General features: G+C 75.0%; 13 protein-coding genes. 4 read left to right on the top strand and 9 right to left on the bottom strand.

What is annotated here, in order from left to right:
• Window positions 1-67: 67 nt before the first annotated feature.
• Window positions 68-694: a hypothetical protein gene (locus tag GXW83_RS13055; RefSeq protein WP_225446942.1), complete on the top strand. Its 627-nt coding sequence runs from the start codon at window positions 68-70 to the stop codon at window positions 692-694.
• Window positions 695-724: 30 nt separating this feature from the next.
• Here the strand turns inward: GXW83_RS13055 and GXW83_RS13050 are convergent, their stop codons facing one another.
• Both GXW83_RS13050 and GXW83_RS13045 read right to left on the bottom strand, forming a co-directional pair.
• Window positions 725-1,159: an SSI family serine proteinase inhibitor gene (locus tag GXW83_RS13050; RefSeq protein ID WP_182443240.1), complete on the bottom strand. Its 435-nt coding sequence runs from the start codon at window positions 1,157-1,159 to the stop codon at window positions 725-727.
• Window positions 1,160-1,566: 407 nt separating this feature from the next.
• On the bottom strand, window positions 1,567-2,721 hold the full coding sequence (locus tag GXW83_RS13045) for a N(5)-(carboxyethyl)ornithine synthase (protein WP_182443239.1): 1,155 nt from the start codon (window positions 2,719-2,721) through the stop codon (window positions 1,567-1,569).
• Window positions 2,722-2,892: 171 nt separating this feature from the next.
• Here GXW83_RS13045 and GXW83_RS13040 point away from each other — a divergent pair, with 171 nt between their 5' ends.
• Window positions 2,893-3,327: an SRPBCC family protein gene (locus GXW83_RS13040; RefSeq protein ID WP_182443238.1), complete on the top strand. Its 435-nt coding sequence runs from the start codon at window positions 2,893-2,895 to the stop codon at window positions 3,325-3,327.
• Here GXW83_RS13040 and GXW83_RS13035 read toward each other — a convergent pair.
• Window positions 3,311-3,841, bottom strand: coding sequence for a MarR family winged helix-turn-helix transcriptional regulator (locus GXW83_RS13035; RefSeq protein WP_182443237.1), 531 nt, complete (start codon window positions 3,839-3,841; stop codon window positions 3,311-3,313). The two genes, GXW83_RS13040 and GXW83_RS13035, sit on opposite strands and share 17 nt — an antisense overlap.
• A 63-nt stretch (window positions 3,842-3,904) precedes the next feature.
• Between GXW83_RS13035 and GXW83_RS13030 the strand changes: the two genes are divergently transcribed.
• Together GXW83_RS13030 and GXW83_RS13025 are read left to right on the top strand one after the other, a co-directional pair.
• Window positions 3,905-6,076, top strand: coding sequence for an MMPL family transporter (locus GXW83_RS13030; protein WP_225446941.1), 2,172 nt, complete (start codon window positions 3,905-3,907; stop codon window positions 6,074-6,076).
• Window positions 6,077-6,214: 138 nt separating this feature from the next.
• Complete coding sequence (locus tag GXW83_RS13025; protein WP_182443236.1) at window positions 6,215-7,348, top strand: ferritin-like protein; 1,134 nt, start codon at window positions 6,215-6,217, stop codon at window positions 7,346-7,348.
• A gap of 37 nt (window positions 7,349-7,385) precedes the next feature.
• On the opposite strand, the gene GXW83_RS13020 is transcribed toward GXW83_RS13025, so the two are convergent.
• From GXW83_RS13020 to GXW83_RS12995, 6 genes are all read right to left on the bottom strand, one after another.
• On the bottom strand, window positions 7,386-10,331 hold the full coding sequence (locus tag GXW83_RS13020) for a tetratricopeptide repeat protein (protein ID WP_182443235.1): 2,946 nt from the start codon (window positions 10,329-10,331) through the stop codon (window positions 7,386-7,388).
• Window positions 10,328-10,777, bottom strand: coding sequence for a hypothetical protein (locus GXW83_RS13015; protein WP_182443234.1), 450 nt, complete (start codon window positions 10,775-10,777; stop codon window positions 10,328-10,330). The genes GXW83_RS13020 and GXW83_RS13015 overlap by 4 nt, the downstream gene beginning before the upstream one ends.
• Window positions 10,778-10,975: 198 nt before the next feature.
• A complete protein-coding gene (locus GXW83_RS13010; RefSeq protein ID WP_182443233.1) occupies window positions 10,976-11,935 on the bottom strand; it encodes a formylglycine-generating enzyme family protein in 960 nt (319 codons plus the stop codon).
• A 153-nt stretch (window positions 11,936-12,088) separates the two neighbouring features.
• Window positions 12,089-12,355 carry a hypothetical protein gene (locus GXW83_RS13005; protein WP_182443232.1) on the bottom strand — a complete coding sequence of 89 codons (267 nt, stop codon included), beginning with the start codon at window positions 12,353-12,355 and terminating at the stop codon, window positions 12,089-12,091.
• A gap of 101 nt (window positions 12,356-12,456) precedes the next feature.
• Entirely contained in the window at window positions 12,457-12,654 is a 198-nt protein-coding gene (locus GXW83_RS13000) for a hypothetical protein (protein ID WP_225446940.1), read from the bottom strand.
• Between the two features lie 125 nt (window positions 12,655-12,779).
• Window positions 12,780-15,440, bottom strand: a complete 2,661-nt coding sequence (locus GXW83_RS12995) for a LuxR C-terminal-related transcriptional regulator (RefSeq protein WP_182443230.1) — start codon at window positions 15,438-15,440, stop codon at window positions 12,780-12,782.
• Between the last annotated feature and the right edge of the window lie 129 nt (window positions 15,441-15,569).

Below are 15,569 nucleotides of genomic sequence, written 5' to 3'. Positions count from 1 at the left end.
GAGGGCCCCGGCGGCGGGGCCCCCTTCGGTAGGGTTTGCCGGGGAGCTGGGCAGCAAGGGGGCAGCGATGTTCAGCAGGGAGTCGAGGCGGCGGGTGCTGCGGCGGCAGGAGGGGCCCGGGGCCCCGATGGGGCTGCCGGGCACGGACTGGTCGCCGTTCGGGCGGCTGGAGGGCGCGGCGGAGGCGTACTTCCTGCACCCGGACGTGGCGCTGGAGGCGATCGGCGGCGTGCTGGGGCGGCGGCGGGTGCGCGGCTTCACCCTGGAGCGGGTGGTGGACCTCACCGACGCGGGCGCCTCGGTCTGGCAGGAGGCGGCGGTCTGCGACGGGCGGCGGCTGATCCTGTGGCACAGCGAGGAGATCGCCGACGGCAGCGCGCCCGGCGGCACCGTGCTGGACTCGTCCATCCAGGTGCTGCCGCTGTCCGAGGTGCGGCATGTGGGCATGCGGACCCTGGTCGGCCGGGACAGCGGCGGCGCGCGGGTGCGCCGGGGCGTGTACGTGGTGGTCACCACCGGGGCGGTGCAGGAGCTGAGCGCGGTGCCGACGGACGAGGGCTCGGCGGGCACCGCCCGGTTCCGCCCGGAGGCGTTCCGCTTCAGCAAGTCGCTGGACGACGGCGGCCCGGGCCAGATGGACCGGCTGCTGGCCTTCGGCGAGCTGCTCGGACGCCTGGTCCCGGCGCAGCGCTGAGCCGGGACCAGGCGTCCTCCGGGCGGCGGCTCAGAAGTCGAAGACGGCCCCGGCGGCGCGGAGCATCACGCACTCGTTGGTGTAGGTGCGCTGGAACGAGACCCGTTGTCCGTTCCACACGCCCATGGCCTCGGCGGTGACCGGCAGGTAGATCTGCGGGCACATGCCGTCACCGGCCGGCAGCGCGGCCGGGTCGCCGCCGACCCGGTCCAGGGCCGCGCAGGCGGCGGCCGCGTCGGGGTGGTCGCCCGAGGCCTCCGGCGTACAGCCGAGCGTGACCGCCTGCTCGACACCGGACGAGGCGGTGACGCCGGGGCCGGACACGGCCAGCACCAGCGCCTGGGGCTCCTGGAGCATGGGGGCCGCCTGCGCCTGCGGCACGGCCGTCCCCGCCAGCGCGCCGGTCAGGGCGGTGGCGAAAGCAGCGGTGGTCAGGGCGGTGGCAAGGGTCTTCCGCGTACGCATCGTGGACTCCTTCGTCGGGGGTGCGCGGTCAGAACCCCGGCAGTCTTACCCACAGGTTTCATTCGTGCACAATCCGTGATGGACCGTGCACGATCTTCCGGCCCTTGGGCGGCTGCGGCCGGACGTCCGGAAACCGCCTTCCCCCGCCCGCGTCGGCGGGATCGGGGCACCCGTGCCCGGTGGGACCAGGCCTCCCGGGCGGGCCACGGCGGGCCACGGCAGGGCTCCGACCGGGACCGGGCCGGGACCGGACATGGCGCGGGGTGCCCGGGCCCGATCCGGTCAAGTCGGCGCCGTCGGCCGCCGGACGACGGCTGAAACCCGGCTGCCCCCGCCGTCCGCCCCGATACGCTCCCCCGGGCCTGCTCCGACTCCCCGCCGCCGACGCCGCGCCGGGCAGCCGGAGGCTACTGCCGAGCGTGGGGGTAGTGCTCGGAGCGATGCTGGAAGGAGAGGATGGCCGGGTTCTGCACGACCCCGTCGCGGATCTCGACGGCCCGACGGATGGTCGCGTCCCGCTCCCAGCCCTGCGGGCCGTCCAGCACCGAGCGCAGGTACGGGGCCAGCGCCTCGCTGTTCTCCCACGTGGCCGAGTTCCACAGGTAGGAGGGGCTGTGGTCGACGCCGTAGTAGTGCACGTTGTCGCCGACGGTGAACATCGGCTCGGTGAAGCTGGTGGGGCGGGCCCAGCTGAAGCCCATGCCCTCGTCGCAGGAGACGTCGATGATCAGCGTGCCGGGCGCCAGGGCGGCGAGGTCCTCGTCGATCAGGAACGTCAGCGGCGCCCGGGTGTCCTGCAGGACGCAGTTGACGATGATGTCGTGCCCGGCCAGGAACTCGGCCAGCGGCTGGCGTCCCTCGTCGGTCAGGGCGTGGCTGCGGCGCGGGTCGGTGGTGTCGTCCGCCTCGTCGTGGTCGAACTGGACGATGCGGGCGGAGTGGATCGGTGAGCTGACGGCGGTGACGCCGCGGGCGGTGAGGACGTCGACGTCGTGCACGCCGAGGGCGTTCAGCGCGGTCACGGCGCCGCGGGCGGTCGCGCCGAAGCCGATCACGACGGCGCGCAGGCGGCGGCCGTAGTCGCCGGTCGAGCCGCGCAGCTGCATGGCGTGCAGCACCGAGGAGTAGCCGGCCAGCTCGTTGTTCTTGAGGAACACGTGCAGGTTGAACGCGCCCTCGCTGGTCCAGTGGTGCATCGCCTCGAAGGCGATCAGGGTCAGCCGCCGGTCGATGGCGATCTGGGTGACCCGGTCGTCCTGGACGCAGTGCGGCCAGCCCCACAGGATCTGGCCCTCGCGCAGTTCGGCCACGTCCTGCGGCATCGGCTTGCCGAGCAGCACCACATCGCAGGCGGCGATCAGTTCCGCGCGCGGCAGCAGACCGGCGACCAGGGGCGCGAGCTGCGCGTCGGAGAAGCCGAAGCCCTCGCCGTAGCCCTGCTCCAGGTGGATGCGGGCGCGCAGGTCGGCGTCGATCCGCTCCAGGTGGGCCGGGTGGACCGGCAGCCTCTGCTCGTTCTCCTTGTAGGACCTGGCGATGATACCGAGCTTCAGCTGGTGCAAAATGCCCCTTTGGTTACTGCATGTCTAGCACACCTGTGCCCATGCGCCTAAAGGAGCGCAGGCCGCCCGGCCCTCCGAATCGCTGCACTACGCGTGCAACTTGGCTCCGCCGCCACCGCCTCGTAGCGTCGCGTGTGTGCGCAGGACGCGCGCGGCAGCGGGAAGGTGCTCATGATCAACGTGGAACGGACCTTCGTCGTCGGCAGGCCGGTGGCCTTCGTCGTGGACTACCTGAAGGACTTCTCCCGGACCGAGCAGTGGGATCCGGGCACGCGCAGCTGCACCCGGCTGGACGCGGGCCCGGTCCGGGCGGGGTCGACCTGGCGGAACGTGTCGGAGTTCAAGGGCCGGGAGACCGAGCTCGAGTACGAACTGACCCGGCTGGAGCCCGCCCGGCTGGTCTTCGTGGGCCGGAACCGGACCGCCGGCACCACCGATGACCTCGCCTTCCGGAGTGTGGACGGCGGCGCCACCGAGGTCCGCTACCGCGCCGGGATCGAGTTCCACGGCGTGGCCAGGCTCGCCTCGCCCTTCCTGCGCGGCGAGTTCGAGCGGCTGGGCGACGCGGTCGCCGAGCGCATGCCCGCCGTCATCCAGGCGCTGTAGCCCCGCCGCCCTGCGGGGGCCGCGCCTCCAGGTCGGCGAGGTAGTCCTGGGTGGTCTCGGCCGCAGCGGTGACGAACCGCTGGATGGCGGCCAGCTCGCGCGGGTCGAACTGGGCCAGCACGGCGTCGGTGCGCTCGGCCAGGGGGCCGAAGAAGGCCGAGCCGGTGGCCCGGCCCTGCTCGGTGTGGCGCAGGTGGACGATCCGGTTGTCCGACGGGTGGTCGCGGGTCCGGCGCAGGTGGCCCGCCCGCTCCAGCCGGTCGATGACCAGGCTGGTGCCGCCCGAGGACAGGCCCAGGTGCCGCCGCAGCGCCCCCGGGGTGAGCGGGGCTCCGGCGCGCTGGGCCCCGAGCACGGCCAGTAGGGCCTCCAGGTCCGCGCTCTGCAGGCCGTTCCGGGCGGAGAAGGCGTGCCCCAGACGGGTGGTCTCGATGCTGTAGCGGCGCAGCGCGTCGACGATGTCCCGGCGGGTCCGGGCGGGATCGTCCTCGCGTGCGCTGTGGTCGTCGGTCATCCGGTGCTCGTCCTTCCAGGCATCCCCTCGGAGACAGGATAGTCTCATCGAATGAGTAGTTCATTGAGTGAGCAATCATCGCCCCGCGGGGTGACCCGGGTGGCCGCGTGGTCGCTCGCCCACCGCCGACTGGTGGTCCTCGCCTGGATCGTGCTGGCCCTCCTGGGCGGCCTGGCCGCCGCCCGGTCGGGTTCCCGGCTGACCTTCACCTTCGACCTGCCGGGGCAGGCGGCCTACGAGACCAACACCGCCGTCGTCAAGGCGTTCGGCACCGGCGGCGACAACCCGCCGCTGGTGGTCGTCGTCCGGCTCCCGGCCTCCGTCGGCGTCGACTCCCCCGGCGTGAAGGAGCAGTTGGACGGCGTGTTCAGCCGGGCCGAGCGGGCCCTGCCCGGAGCCCGCGCCGCGTCCTGGCCCTCGACCGGCAGCCGGGACTTCGTCTCCGCCGACGGCCGGACCGCCTTCGAACTCCTCTACCCCGTCCCGCGTTTCGGCAGCAGCGACCCCTACGCGCAGGCGCTGCCCGCGGTCACCGGAGCCCTGGCCGGCGCCCGTGTGGACGGTGCGCCGGTGCACGTCACCGGGGCCACCATCCTGGCTTCGGGCGGCAGCTCCGGCAGCAGCAGCGTCCTGCTGGAGACCCTGTTCGCGGGGGTCGCGGCGCTGGTGGTGCTGGCGGTCGTCTTCGGCTCGCTGGTCGCCTTCCTGCCCCTGCTGATCGCCGGGGTGGCGATCCCGACCGCGTTCGTCTTCATCTACGCCCTGACCTACGTGACCACCATGTCGACGCTGGTGCAGAACATCGTCGCCCTGGTCGGCCTGGGCGTGGCCATCGACTACGCGCTGCTCATCGTCACCCGCTGGCGCGAGGAGCGCGCGGGCGGCCTGGACAACCGGGACGCCGTCCTCAAGGCGTCGTCGACGGCCGGGAAGTCGGTGCTGTTCTCCGGGCTGACGGTGACCGTCAGCCTGGCCGCGCTCGCCCTGACCAGCGTGCCGTTCCTGCGCAGCATCGGCCTGGCCGGGCTGCTGATCCCGCTGATCAGCATCGCCGTGTCGGCGACCCTGCTGCCGGTGGTACTGGACGCGGTCGGCCCCCGGATGGAGTGGCCGCGCCGCAAACCGGCCGGCACCGTCAGCGCCCTGTGGACCCGCATCGCCCGGGTGGTGGTCGCCCACCGGGTCTGGGCCACCCTCGGTTCGCTGGCCGTGCTCGCCCTGCTGATCACGCCGGTGTTCTCGCTCAACCTGGGCGAGCCCCAGGCCACCGCCACCGCCGCGACCGCACCCGCCGAGGCCCGGGCCGGTCTGGCCGACCTCACCGGGGCCGGGATCGGCCCCGGCGTGCTGCGCCCCACCGAGGTCCTGGCCCCGGTCGGCCCGCAGGCGCTCGACGCCGGGCCGGGCATCACCTCCGTCGCACCGCAGGCATGGACCCGCGGCGGCCTGCGGGTGATCGACGCCTGGTCCGGCGCCGACCCGTCCAGCGCCGCCGGCAAGGCCGCGCTGGACCGGATCCGCACCGCCGCCGCGCGGCTGCCCGGCGCCGGCGTCGGGGGCGCCCCCGCCCAGGACGCGGACTTCATCGACGCCCTGTACGGCCCGGACCTGTGGCTGATCATCGGCGCCATCGTGCTGGTCACCTTCGTCCTGCTGGCCCGCGCGCTGCGGTCGGTGTGGCTGCCCGTCAAGGCGCTGCTGCTGAACGCCATGTCGCTGGCGGCGGCGTTCGGGGTGCTGACCTTCGTCTGGCAGGAGGGGCACGGCACCGAGGCCCTCTTCTCCAACCCGGCCACCGGCGCGGTCACGCTGTGGGTGCCGCTGGCAGTGTTCGCACTGCTGTTCGGGCTGTCGATGGACTACGAGGTGTTCATCCTCACCCGCATCAACGAGGAGTACGAGCAGGGCCACGACACCGACCAGGCCGTCATCCGGGGCATCGGCCACACCGGACGGCTGGTCACCTCCGGGGCGCTGATCCTGTTCCTCGCCTTCGTCGCCCTCGGCGGCGTTCCGCAGACGGACGTCAAGATCCTCTCCACCGGCCTGGCCGCGGGCATCATCCTGGACGCCACCGTGATCCGAGGCGTCCTGGCCCCGGCCCTGGTCGCCCTGCTGGGCCGGATCAACTGGTGGCTCCCGACCCCGGTCGCCCGGCTGCTGCGGATCGAACCGCTCACCCAGCCGCCCGCCGGGCCCGATCCGGACCGTACCGCCCCGGGGAGCGACTGCTGACACCCGGCGCCACCAGGTCGACACCATGAACCACATGCCCTATTTGCGTTTTATGTCCTGATAGCTTCGTCAGCCTGTAGATCACCTCAGAGCAAGCCCGGCCCGGCTACGGACCGGCTGCTCCAGGACGGAGGCACAGTGTCTGATCCGAGCGCAGGTCCGGAGAGCCGACCGGTATCCCCGGTCAGCCGCAGGGGGTTCCTTGCTTCGGCCACCCTGGCCGCCACCGGCCCGGTCGTGCTGGCGGCCGGTGCGGCGGCGGCGCCCGTCTCCGCGTCGGTCGGCGACGCCGGGGCCGTCCCCCGGCTGATGGCGGTGCGTGCCGACCGGCGCGACATCCACTGGCTCAGGACGGCGCTTCAGGCCGCGGTGGAGCTGGAGTTCGCCACCATCCCCCCGTACCTGTGCGCCTGGTGGTCCGTCCGGGACCGGACCCAGCCGGCGGCACAGCTGATCCGGCGCGTGATCAGCGACGAGATGTACCACATGGGCCTGGCCTGCAACCTGCTGGCGGCGGTCGGCGGCCGTCCGCGCTTCACCGACGCCGTCCCGGCCTATCCCGGCCCGCTGCCCGGCGGAGTACGGCCCGGGCTGCGCGTCTACCTCTCCGGGCTCACCAAGGCGTACGTCCACGACGTGATGATGGCCATCGAACTGCCGGAAAAGCCGCTTGCCCGCGCGGCGGGCGGACCGCCGACCATCGGTGCCTTCTACACCGCGCTGCTGGACGCGTTCCACGACGTGCAGCCCACGCTGTCGCCCGGAAGGCAGCTGGCCGCCGCCATCGGCCCGGACCGGCTGAAGCCGGTGAGGACCCTGCCCGAGGTCGAGCAGGCGATCGAAAACATCAAGGAGCAGGGCGAAGGCACCTCGGACTCCCCCGACATCCCGTTCGACCCCGAGACCCCCGCGCACTACTACGCCTTCGGAGAGATCTACCACGAGCACCGACTGCGCACGGTCGACGGCGTCCGGGAGTTCACCGGAGAACACATCCCCTTCCCGCAGGTCCGACCGATGGGCGTGGTCCCCAAGGGCGGCTGGCCGAACCCGGCCCCCGCCGCCGAGAGGCTGCTCCGCCAGTTCGACGCCACCTTCACCGAACTGCTGCGCCGCCTGGAGAGCGCCTGGACCACCGGTGACCCGGCCCAGCTCAACGCCGCCGTCGGCACCATGCGGGCACTGGAGGCCCCGGCCCTGGGCCTGATGGCGATCCCGCTGCCCACCGGCGAAGGCGTGTACGGACCGCAGTTCCGCACGACCACCGCCTGAGCGGAGGCCACCGCCGGGGCCGGGGCCGGGCTGTGGGCTACTGGCTGAGCACGGCCCGGAGGCGGGAGGCCTCGGAGGTGTGGCCCATGGCGTGCAGGAGGTCTGCCATCGTCGACAGCGCGTCGCGCAGGAGGCCGCCGTAGGCACGGGGCATCGTTCGGGCCAGCCGGTCGAAGATGGCTACGGCCTCCGTCAGTGCCTCCAGCGCCTGGGGCCAGACCCGCCCGCCGCCCGGCAACTGGCCACTGGCGAAGGCCGACAGGGCCATGGCGAGGTTGGGTTCGTAGGCGGCCGGGTCCGCCGCCGCCAGCCGCCGGTAGACCGCCACGGCCTCCTGGGCCGGGGCCAGCGCCTCCTCCCGCCGCCCGGCGTCGGACAGGCAGGCGCCGAGGTTGCTCAGCACCAGGGCGAGGCCGGGCTCGTAGACGGCGGGGTCGGCCGCCGCCAACCGGCGGGCGACCTCCACCGACTCCTGCACCGGAGTCACGGCCTCCTCCCGGTGTCCCAGTTTCGACAGGAAGACGCCGAGGTTGCTCAGCGCCTGGGGAAGGTAGTGCTCATAGGCGGCGGGGTTGGCCGCCGCCAGCCGCCGGTAGACGTCCAGGGCCTCCCGCACCGGAGCCAGGGCCTCCTCGCTCCGCCCCGCCTCCGACAGGCGGATGCCCAGGTTGTTCAGCGCCAGGGCGAGATGGCGCTCATGGGCGGCGGGGTTGGCCGCCGCCAACCGGCGCCGGACGGTCACGGCCTCCTGGGTCGGGGCCAGTCCCTCCTCCCAGCGCCCGGCCTCCGACAGGAAGGCGCCGAGGCTGCTCAGCGCCGAGGCGAGGCCGGGCTCGTAGGCGGCGGGGTTCGCCGCTGCCAACCGCCGGTGGACCTGCACGGACTCCTCCGCCGGGGCCAGCGCCTCCCCGCGCCGCCCCACCTCCGACAGCCGCAGGCCCAGGTTGTTCAACGCCGTGGCCAGGCGCGGTTCGTAGGCGGCGGGGTCGGCCGCCGCCAACCGCCGGTAGACCCCTACCGACTCCTCCACCGGAGCCAGCGCCTCCCCCCGACGCCCCACCTCCGACAGCCGCAGGCCCAGGTTGTTCAACGCCGTGGCCAGGCGCGGTTCGTAGGCGGCGGGGTCGGCCGCCGCCAACCGCCGGTAGACCCCTACCGACTCCTCCACCGGAGCCAGCGCCTCCCCCCGACGCCCCACCTCCGACAGGAAGACGCCGAGGTTGCTCAGCGCGCTGCCGAGGCTGGCCTCATGGGCGGCGGGGTCGGCCCGGGCGAGGTCGCGCCAGACGGGCACGGCATCGGCGGCGGCGGCGAGCGCTTCCGCGCGCAGTCCGGCGTAGTACAGGCGCTCGGCGAGGCCGTCGCAGATCCGGGCCCGGGCCAGGGGGTCCTCGGTGCGGGCCAGGCGGTGGCGGGCCAGGCGGTCGGCGAGGGCGGCCGAGCCGGGGTCGAGGTCGGTATGGCGCCCGGCGGGCAGCCGGGATTCGACGGCTTCCAGGACGGCCAGGGGCAGGTCGGGCAGGGTCGAGAGGGCGGCCAGCGCCGCGCCGCCCGCCTGGAGGGCGAGTTCGGGGCGGGCGGTGAGCAGCGGGGTGAGCTGGCGCTCGACCAGGTGCGGCCAGCGCTGGGCCGCCGCGATCAGCACCGTCAGGGCGTTGCGGGTCCAGGCGGGGGGACCGTCGACGCCGCTGAGCAGGCGCCGGGGGACGTCGGTGGCCCAGGGGTCGGGGGTGTAGCCGGCCAGGGTGTGGCCGGGGGTGGTGAGCGCAAGGTAGTCCTCGGCGAGGCGGTCGGGCTGGAGCGGTTCCAGGAAGGTCGTGCCCTCGCCGCCGGGGGCCTCGGGGTAGGGGACGGCGTGGTCGCGCAGCAGGCGGTCCGGGGGCTCGCCGGTGGAGCCGGGCGCGGCGCGGATGATCGCGTCCAGGGCGCGGGGGTGGGCCTGGGGGCCGGTCAGGGCGGCGGTGTAGGCGCACTGGCCGATCGCGTCGGCGTCCGCGCGGATCCGCTGCTGGGCGTGGAGCTTCTGCCAGTGGGCGCGTTCGCGCGTCAGCAGGTAGGCGGAGACCTCGGCGGGCGTGCCGAGGGCCGGGCCCGGCCGGTCCTCGGTGCTGCGGCGGTGGCGGGCGTCGACGGCGGCCAGGGCGGCCATGTGCACGGTCAGGGCCTCGCGGAAGCCGGCGTCCGCGGCGGGCGGCGGCGCGGGGACGTCGGCGGAGACGTCGGCGGGGACGTCCAGGGCGGCGGCGAAGCAGTCGCGGGCCGCCGTGAACAGGGCCAGGACGCTGGTGCTGTCCTCGTCGGCCAGCGGGCCCAGGGCGAGTCGGTCGGTCTCGATCTCCAGACGGTCCAGCTCGTTGCCGGAGAGCGTCTGCCACCACACCCCGGCCGGGCGGGCGACCAGCAGCACCCGGGTGCGGTGGGGCCGGCGGGTGGCGTCTGCGCACAGCTCCAGCAGGTCGGCGGTGGGCCAGCGCTCGGCGTAGTCCACCACCACCAGCGTCCCGGGGGCGCGCTCGTTGGGGGTCTGCGCCGTGGCGTCGCGCCGGGGGCCCGGGGCGTGGTCGGTGGCGTGCCGGGCCTGGAGCACCCGCCAGCCCGCCGCCGCGCTCGCCTGCGCGAACTGTGCGGCCAGCCGGGTCTTGCCCTGCCCGCCCGCGCCGTGCAGCAGCAGCGCCGACACCGGCCCAGCGCTGTCGCGCCAGGCGGCCAACCGCGCCGACTCGGCGGCGCGGCCGGTGAATCCGACGATCGCATAGCGGGCCTGGAGCAGCAGCGCGGGCTGCTCACGGGCCCGCTTCACCGACAGCGCCGGGGGTTCGTCCGGGTACTCCTCCAAGCGGTACAGCGCCCGCTCGTGGTGCACGGCCACCTCGACGTCGCCGGTGACCCCGCTGATCTGGACCACGGAGCCGTGGACGACGCTGTCGGCGACCCACTGCCCGCGCCGCAGCCAGCGCCTCCCGGAGCGGCTGCCCGGGCTCACTGCTCGATCTCCACGTCACCTTCGGCGCCGCTCACCTGGTCCACCGGCCCGGCCACGGTCGCCCCCGACACCCGCTGCCCGCCGCCCTCGAACGGCGTCCTCCCGGACGCGCCCTCCGCCGCCGTGTCCGGCGCCTGCGGCTCCTCGGGCGGGAGGCCGGTCCCGGCCGTCCGATGGCTGATCTTCACCCTTCCCGCGCCGGAGACCTGGGTGAGCCCGCCTCCGATCCGGGAGTTCTGCACCACCTGTGCGGCCGAGCCGGAGCGGCCCTCGCCGGCGGTGGCATAGCCCTTGCCCCACAGCGCGGCCAGTGCGGAGGCAGCCGTCCCGGCCCCGAAGCCCCAGCCCAGCCGGTCCGCCGCGTCATGCACCCACAACGGGGTCACCCCGTCCGCGAAGACCCATGTGACCACGGCGAACACCGCGACCGTCACCAACCCGGCCACCCACCACCTGCCCCCGAGCGCATGCCAACCCCCTGTCCGCAGCCACGTCCGCCATCCGTCCACGCCACCGAACCCACCGGCGCACCAGCGCGCCCCCATCATCCCGGCTCCCCCCGCGCCCGCGCAGCCGATTCCGGTTCGGCCGCCGTCCTGCCGGTGGCGCCGAGCGGAATGCCCTCGGCCCGGTGGGCGCCCCGGCTACGGCCCGGTGGGACCGGCGCAGCGGAAGCCGGTGTTGCCGGAGGAGGACTCGGGGGTGTTGCCCATGCGCGCCGAGACCCGGTAACGGCGGCAGTAGGAGGCGTGGCAGAGGTAGGAGCCGCCGCGCAGGGCCCGGGCGGTGCCGGTGGGCGGCCCGGCGGGATCGGTCCGGGAGCCGGTCGCGTGCCAGGTCGGGTGGAACCAGTCGGCGGTCCACTCCCACACGTTGCCGGTCATGTTGGACAGGCCGTAGCCGTTGGGCTCGAAGGCGTCCACCGGGCAGGTGCCGAGGTAGCCGTCCGCGCGGGTGTTGTGCTGGGGGAAGGCGCCGTTCCACACGTTCATCCGGTGCCGGCCGCCGGGCCGCAGCTCGCTGCCCCAGGGGAAGGGCATCCCGTCCAGGCCGCCTCGGGCCGCGTACTCCCACTGCGCCTCGGTGGGCAGCCGCCGTCCGGCCCAGGCGCAGTAGGCGGCTGCGTCGTTCCAGGACACGTGCACCACCGGGTGGTCGTCACGTCCGGACAGGTCGGACTGGGGGCCCTCCGGGTGCTGCCAGTCGGCGCCGGGGACCTCGCGCCACCAGGGCGCGGCCGCGACCGCGCGGGTGGGCGGGAAAGCGTCCGGGAGCAGCCCCCCGAACACGAACGAGGCCCGGTAGCGCTCGGCGTCGGTGAGGTAGCCGGTGGCCTCGGCGAAGACCCGGAACCGGGCGTTGGTGACGCAGTGCGGATCGATGGCGAACGGGCTCAGCAGGACCCGGCGGACCGGGCCCTCGCCGTCGTCGGGGTAGGCGAGGGCGTCCTCGCTGCCCATGGCGAAGGAGCCGCCCCCCAGAGGGACCGACGCCACGCGCTCGCCACCGGCCGTCGCATCGGGGTGTGCCGCTCGGGCATCGGCCGGGGCCGGGGCCGGGGTGGCGCGGCCGGGGGTGCAGCAGGCGGGACCTTCGGGTTTCATCCTCGGGGGTGGCCTTCCGGGGTGGGCGGCCTTCCGGCCCATGGGCTCGACAGGGTGTCCGGCCCTGGCATTGTCCGTCGGCCGCGACCGGCTTCCCGGGAGGGCGGCCCGGTCGGCGTGGCGGGCCGTCGGGGAGCGGACGGGGAGCGCGGGTCAGGTGGAGTGCCGGATGATCCACTGCGCACCCCGGACGGCGCCCGCGCAGCGGCAGCGGACCCGCTGCGAGGGCCCGGGCGGCGGTTCGCCCCGCGTCCGGTCGGCTGCGGCGTTCAGTTCACGGGTCCGGCGCTGGAAGTCCTGGAGCAGCCCGGGCTCCGGCCGCTCCGCTGCCATCAGGCGCCGGTAGGCCGCCTCGACGGCGGCCAGCGCTGCCTCCAGGTCCGGTGCCGCCGTCTGCGGACGGTGTTGAAGCGTCGCCATGTCTCCTCCAGCGTCTCGAAGGCCCACGGAGATCCCCCGGTGCCCGGCCACTGTCCCCCGGCACGGCCCGCGGCGGCTCACCCGCCGGGGGTGAACCGGCCTCACTCGGGGAGTTCCCGCATCTCCAGTACGTGCAGGCCGAGCGCCTGGAAGCGGACCAGCAGGCCGTACAGGTGGGCCTCGTCGGTCACCGGACCGAAGAACAGGGTCTGTTCGGTGACGGGGGTGCTGTCGAACTCGGGAAAGGCTTCGGCGAGCGTCTCCGACACGGTTCCGACGACCCGGAATTCGTAACGCATGCGAGAACCTCCCTCAGGCCGAGGCTGGGATCTGCCGGCTCCTGCCGCCATCGTCCGCCCGGCCGTCGGCGGGCCGCATCGCCCGCGGCGGGCGACCCCGGTCGGGCGGGGGGCCGACCGGCCGGTCACAGCAGCCCGAGGTCCCGGGCCCGGCGGACGGCGTCGCCGCGCCTGGTGACGGAGAGTTTGCGGTAGACGCTCTTGAGGTGGGTCTTGACCGTGTTGACGGACAGGTACAGCGCGGCTGCGATCTCCTCGGTGGACAGCAGCTGCGCGGCCTGGCACAGCACCTCGACCTCCCGCTCGGTCACCGGGGCCACCAGCGCCGCCCGCCCGGGGCGCGCGGGGTGGCCCGCGCCGCCGCTGGGCAGCCACGGATGCGCACGGGCCAGCTGCGGGTCCTGGCGGAGCAGGCGGCGGACGCACGGACCGCTCTCGACGAAGACCCGGCGCAGCTCCTGCGGGCGGGCCTGGCCGAGGGCCTGACGCAGGAAGCGCCGGGCCTCGCGGGCGGAGCCGTTCTCGGCGGCGCCCTGGGCCTGGACCAGGCATGCCCGGACCCGGCCCGCCGTGCTGATCGGGGCGTCGGCCGGCAGCTCGGCCAGCAGGTCCATCGCGCGCCGCCGGTGGCCTGCGGCCAGGAGCGCGCGGGCCAGGGCCACCGTGTGCTCCGGCCGATCGCAGGCCGCCGCCTCCAGGAGGTCCAGGGCGGCGCCCGGGTCGCCGTGCGCCAGGTACGCGGAGGACTCGGCGATGGCCAGGTCGTCCACGGCCCACCGGGGCAGCCGCCGCGCGTGGGCGGCCGCCCCGGGGGCGCGGACCTCGGCGAGTGCTTCCTCCAGGTCGCCCGCCGCGGTCGCCAGTCGGCAGCGGATGACGGCCGCCGCAGCGGCGGCGACGGGCTCCGGCAGGGGGCCTGCGGACGCCGCGGCGAGGTCGAGCTCGGCCCGGGCCGTTGCCAGGTCGTCGTGCTCGGTCGCCACCCCCGCCAGGACGAGGTGGTCGATTCCGGCTGCCCGCGGCGGAAGCAGCGCGGAGCGCTCGGCGACCGCGAGCGACCCGCGCGCGTGCTCCGCCGCCTGCTCCAGGCGCCCGCGCACCAACTCGACCAGGGCCAGCGACCCGAGTGCCTCGCACAGCGGCTGCTCGGTCCCGGGGCCGTCGCACGCCTCGACGGCGGCGCTGAGCCTGGCCTCGGCGCGGTCGAACCGTCCGGCGCCCAGCTCCACCGCCCCCTGGCTCGCCAGCAGCAGTGCGCGGATCTCGGGGCGGCGCCCGGGCAGGAGCTGCGGACAGTCGTCCAGCAGCCGGGTGGCGTCGGCCACCGCCTGCCCGGTGGCGGCCAGGTCACCGCTCAGCCGACCGGCGCGGGCCCCGACCAGTGCGCGGCTGAGCCGGGTCGCGGGGGCGGCGGACTCGTCCAGGTACTCGTCCGCGCGCCGCAGTTCGCCGACGCAGCCGTCGAGGTCCTGACCGGCGAGCCGACAGGCCGCCGCCACGACGGCCGGTGCCGCACCCGGCAGCCCCTGCGGCATGGCGGCGAACGTCCGGGTCAGCCGTTCGCAGTCCAGGCCGGTGAAGAGGCGGTCGACGGCCAGGCGGTCGACCAGCAGACCGGCCGCGAACTGCCAGTCGCCCCCGGCGGCGGCCTGCGCCACCGCGTCGGTGAGCCGCCCGGTCCCGGCGAGCCACCGGGCCGCCCGCCGGTGGAGCCCGGGCTCCAGCCCGGGGTGGCGATGGCGCAGATGCGCGTGCAGCACCTCGGCGAAGAGGGGGTGCAACCGGTACCAGGCCGATCCGTCGACCTGTTCCAGGAACGCGTTGGCGCGGGCCAGCCGGGCAAGCGTCCAGGCGGCGTCGTCACGGCCGGTCAGGGCGTCGGCGAGGTCCGGATGGATGGGGTCGGTGACGCTGGCCCGCAGCAGCAGCTCCTGGGTGGACGGCGGTTGTGCGTCCAGGACCTCGGTGAGCAGGTAGTCGGCGATGGTCGTGCGGCTGGCGGCGAACTCACGGACGAAGGCCTCCGGATCCTCACCGGCCTGCATCGCCAGGGCGCACAGCCGCAGCCCGGCCGCCCAGCCGCCGGTCCGGTCGGCCAGGACCCGGACCGCCTCCGCCGACAGCTCCAACCCGTGTTCCCGCAGGAGCAGCCGGGTCTCCGCAACGGTGAACCGCAGGTCCGCGTTGCGGATCTCGGCGAGTGCACCGGCCGCCCGGTAGCGGTGCATCGGCAGCAGCGAATCCGTCCGCCCGGTCAGCACCAGGCGCAGCCCTCCGGCGCAGTTGCGGAGCACGAACTGCAGACCGTCGGTGATCTCGCGGGCGCAGTCGGCGTCGAACTGGTCCAGGACCAGGACCACCGGCTGTTCCGACTCGGCCAGCCCCTCGGCGATGCGCACCAGGAACGAGCGGTCCACCCCCGCGGCGCGGGTGGGCCGACCCGGCGCGGTCGCCAGCTTCACGCCGTGCCGGTCGAACGCCTCCAGCACATAGGCCCAGAACGCGCCGGGAGCGTCGCCCGGCTCGACGGTCAGCCAGACGGCCGGGCCCGGCACCGGGCTCTCGGCGAGCCAGGCGGCGGCGAGCATCGTCTTCCCCGCCCCGGCCGGGCCGTTGACGAGCGTGAGCGGCCCCCGGGCACCGGCCGTCAGCCTGCTCAGCAGGGCCGGACGGTGCACCCGGAGCCGGGGCAGCGGCGGTACGGCGAACCGTGCCGCGAGCATCGGGTCGCCGGAGGGCTCCAGGCACCGGCGGCCGGGTGGGGGTGGTCCTGTGCGATTCACCATTCGGGTCACCGACGCCTGCGGGAGGGGACCTGCGATCGGCCGACCCCTCCACTGAACCCCCGCGGACCGGTGATCGCCAGTCGGAGTCACCCGGGCCGGGTGATGCGGGCCGCCGGGCAGCCTCCGAGG

The organism is Streptacidiphilus sp. PB12-B1b (assembly GCF_014084125.1).
Taxonomy (GTDB): Bacteria; Actinomycetota; Actinomycetes; order Streptomycetales; family Streptomycetaceae; genus Streptacidiphilus.
The sequence above is the reverse complement of the archived record's forward strand: the minus strand, read 5'-3'. Positions and strand labels throughout refer to the sequence as shown.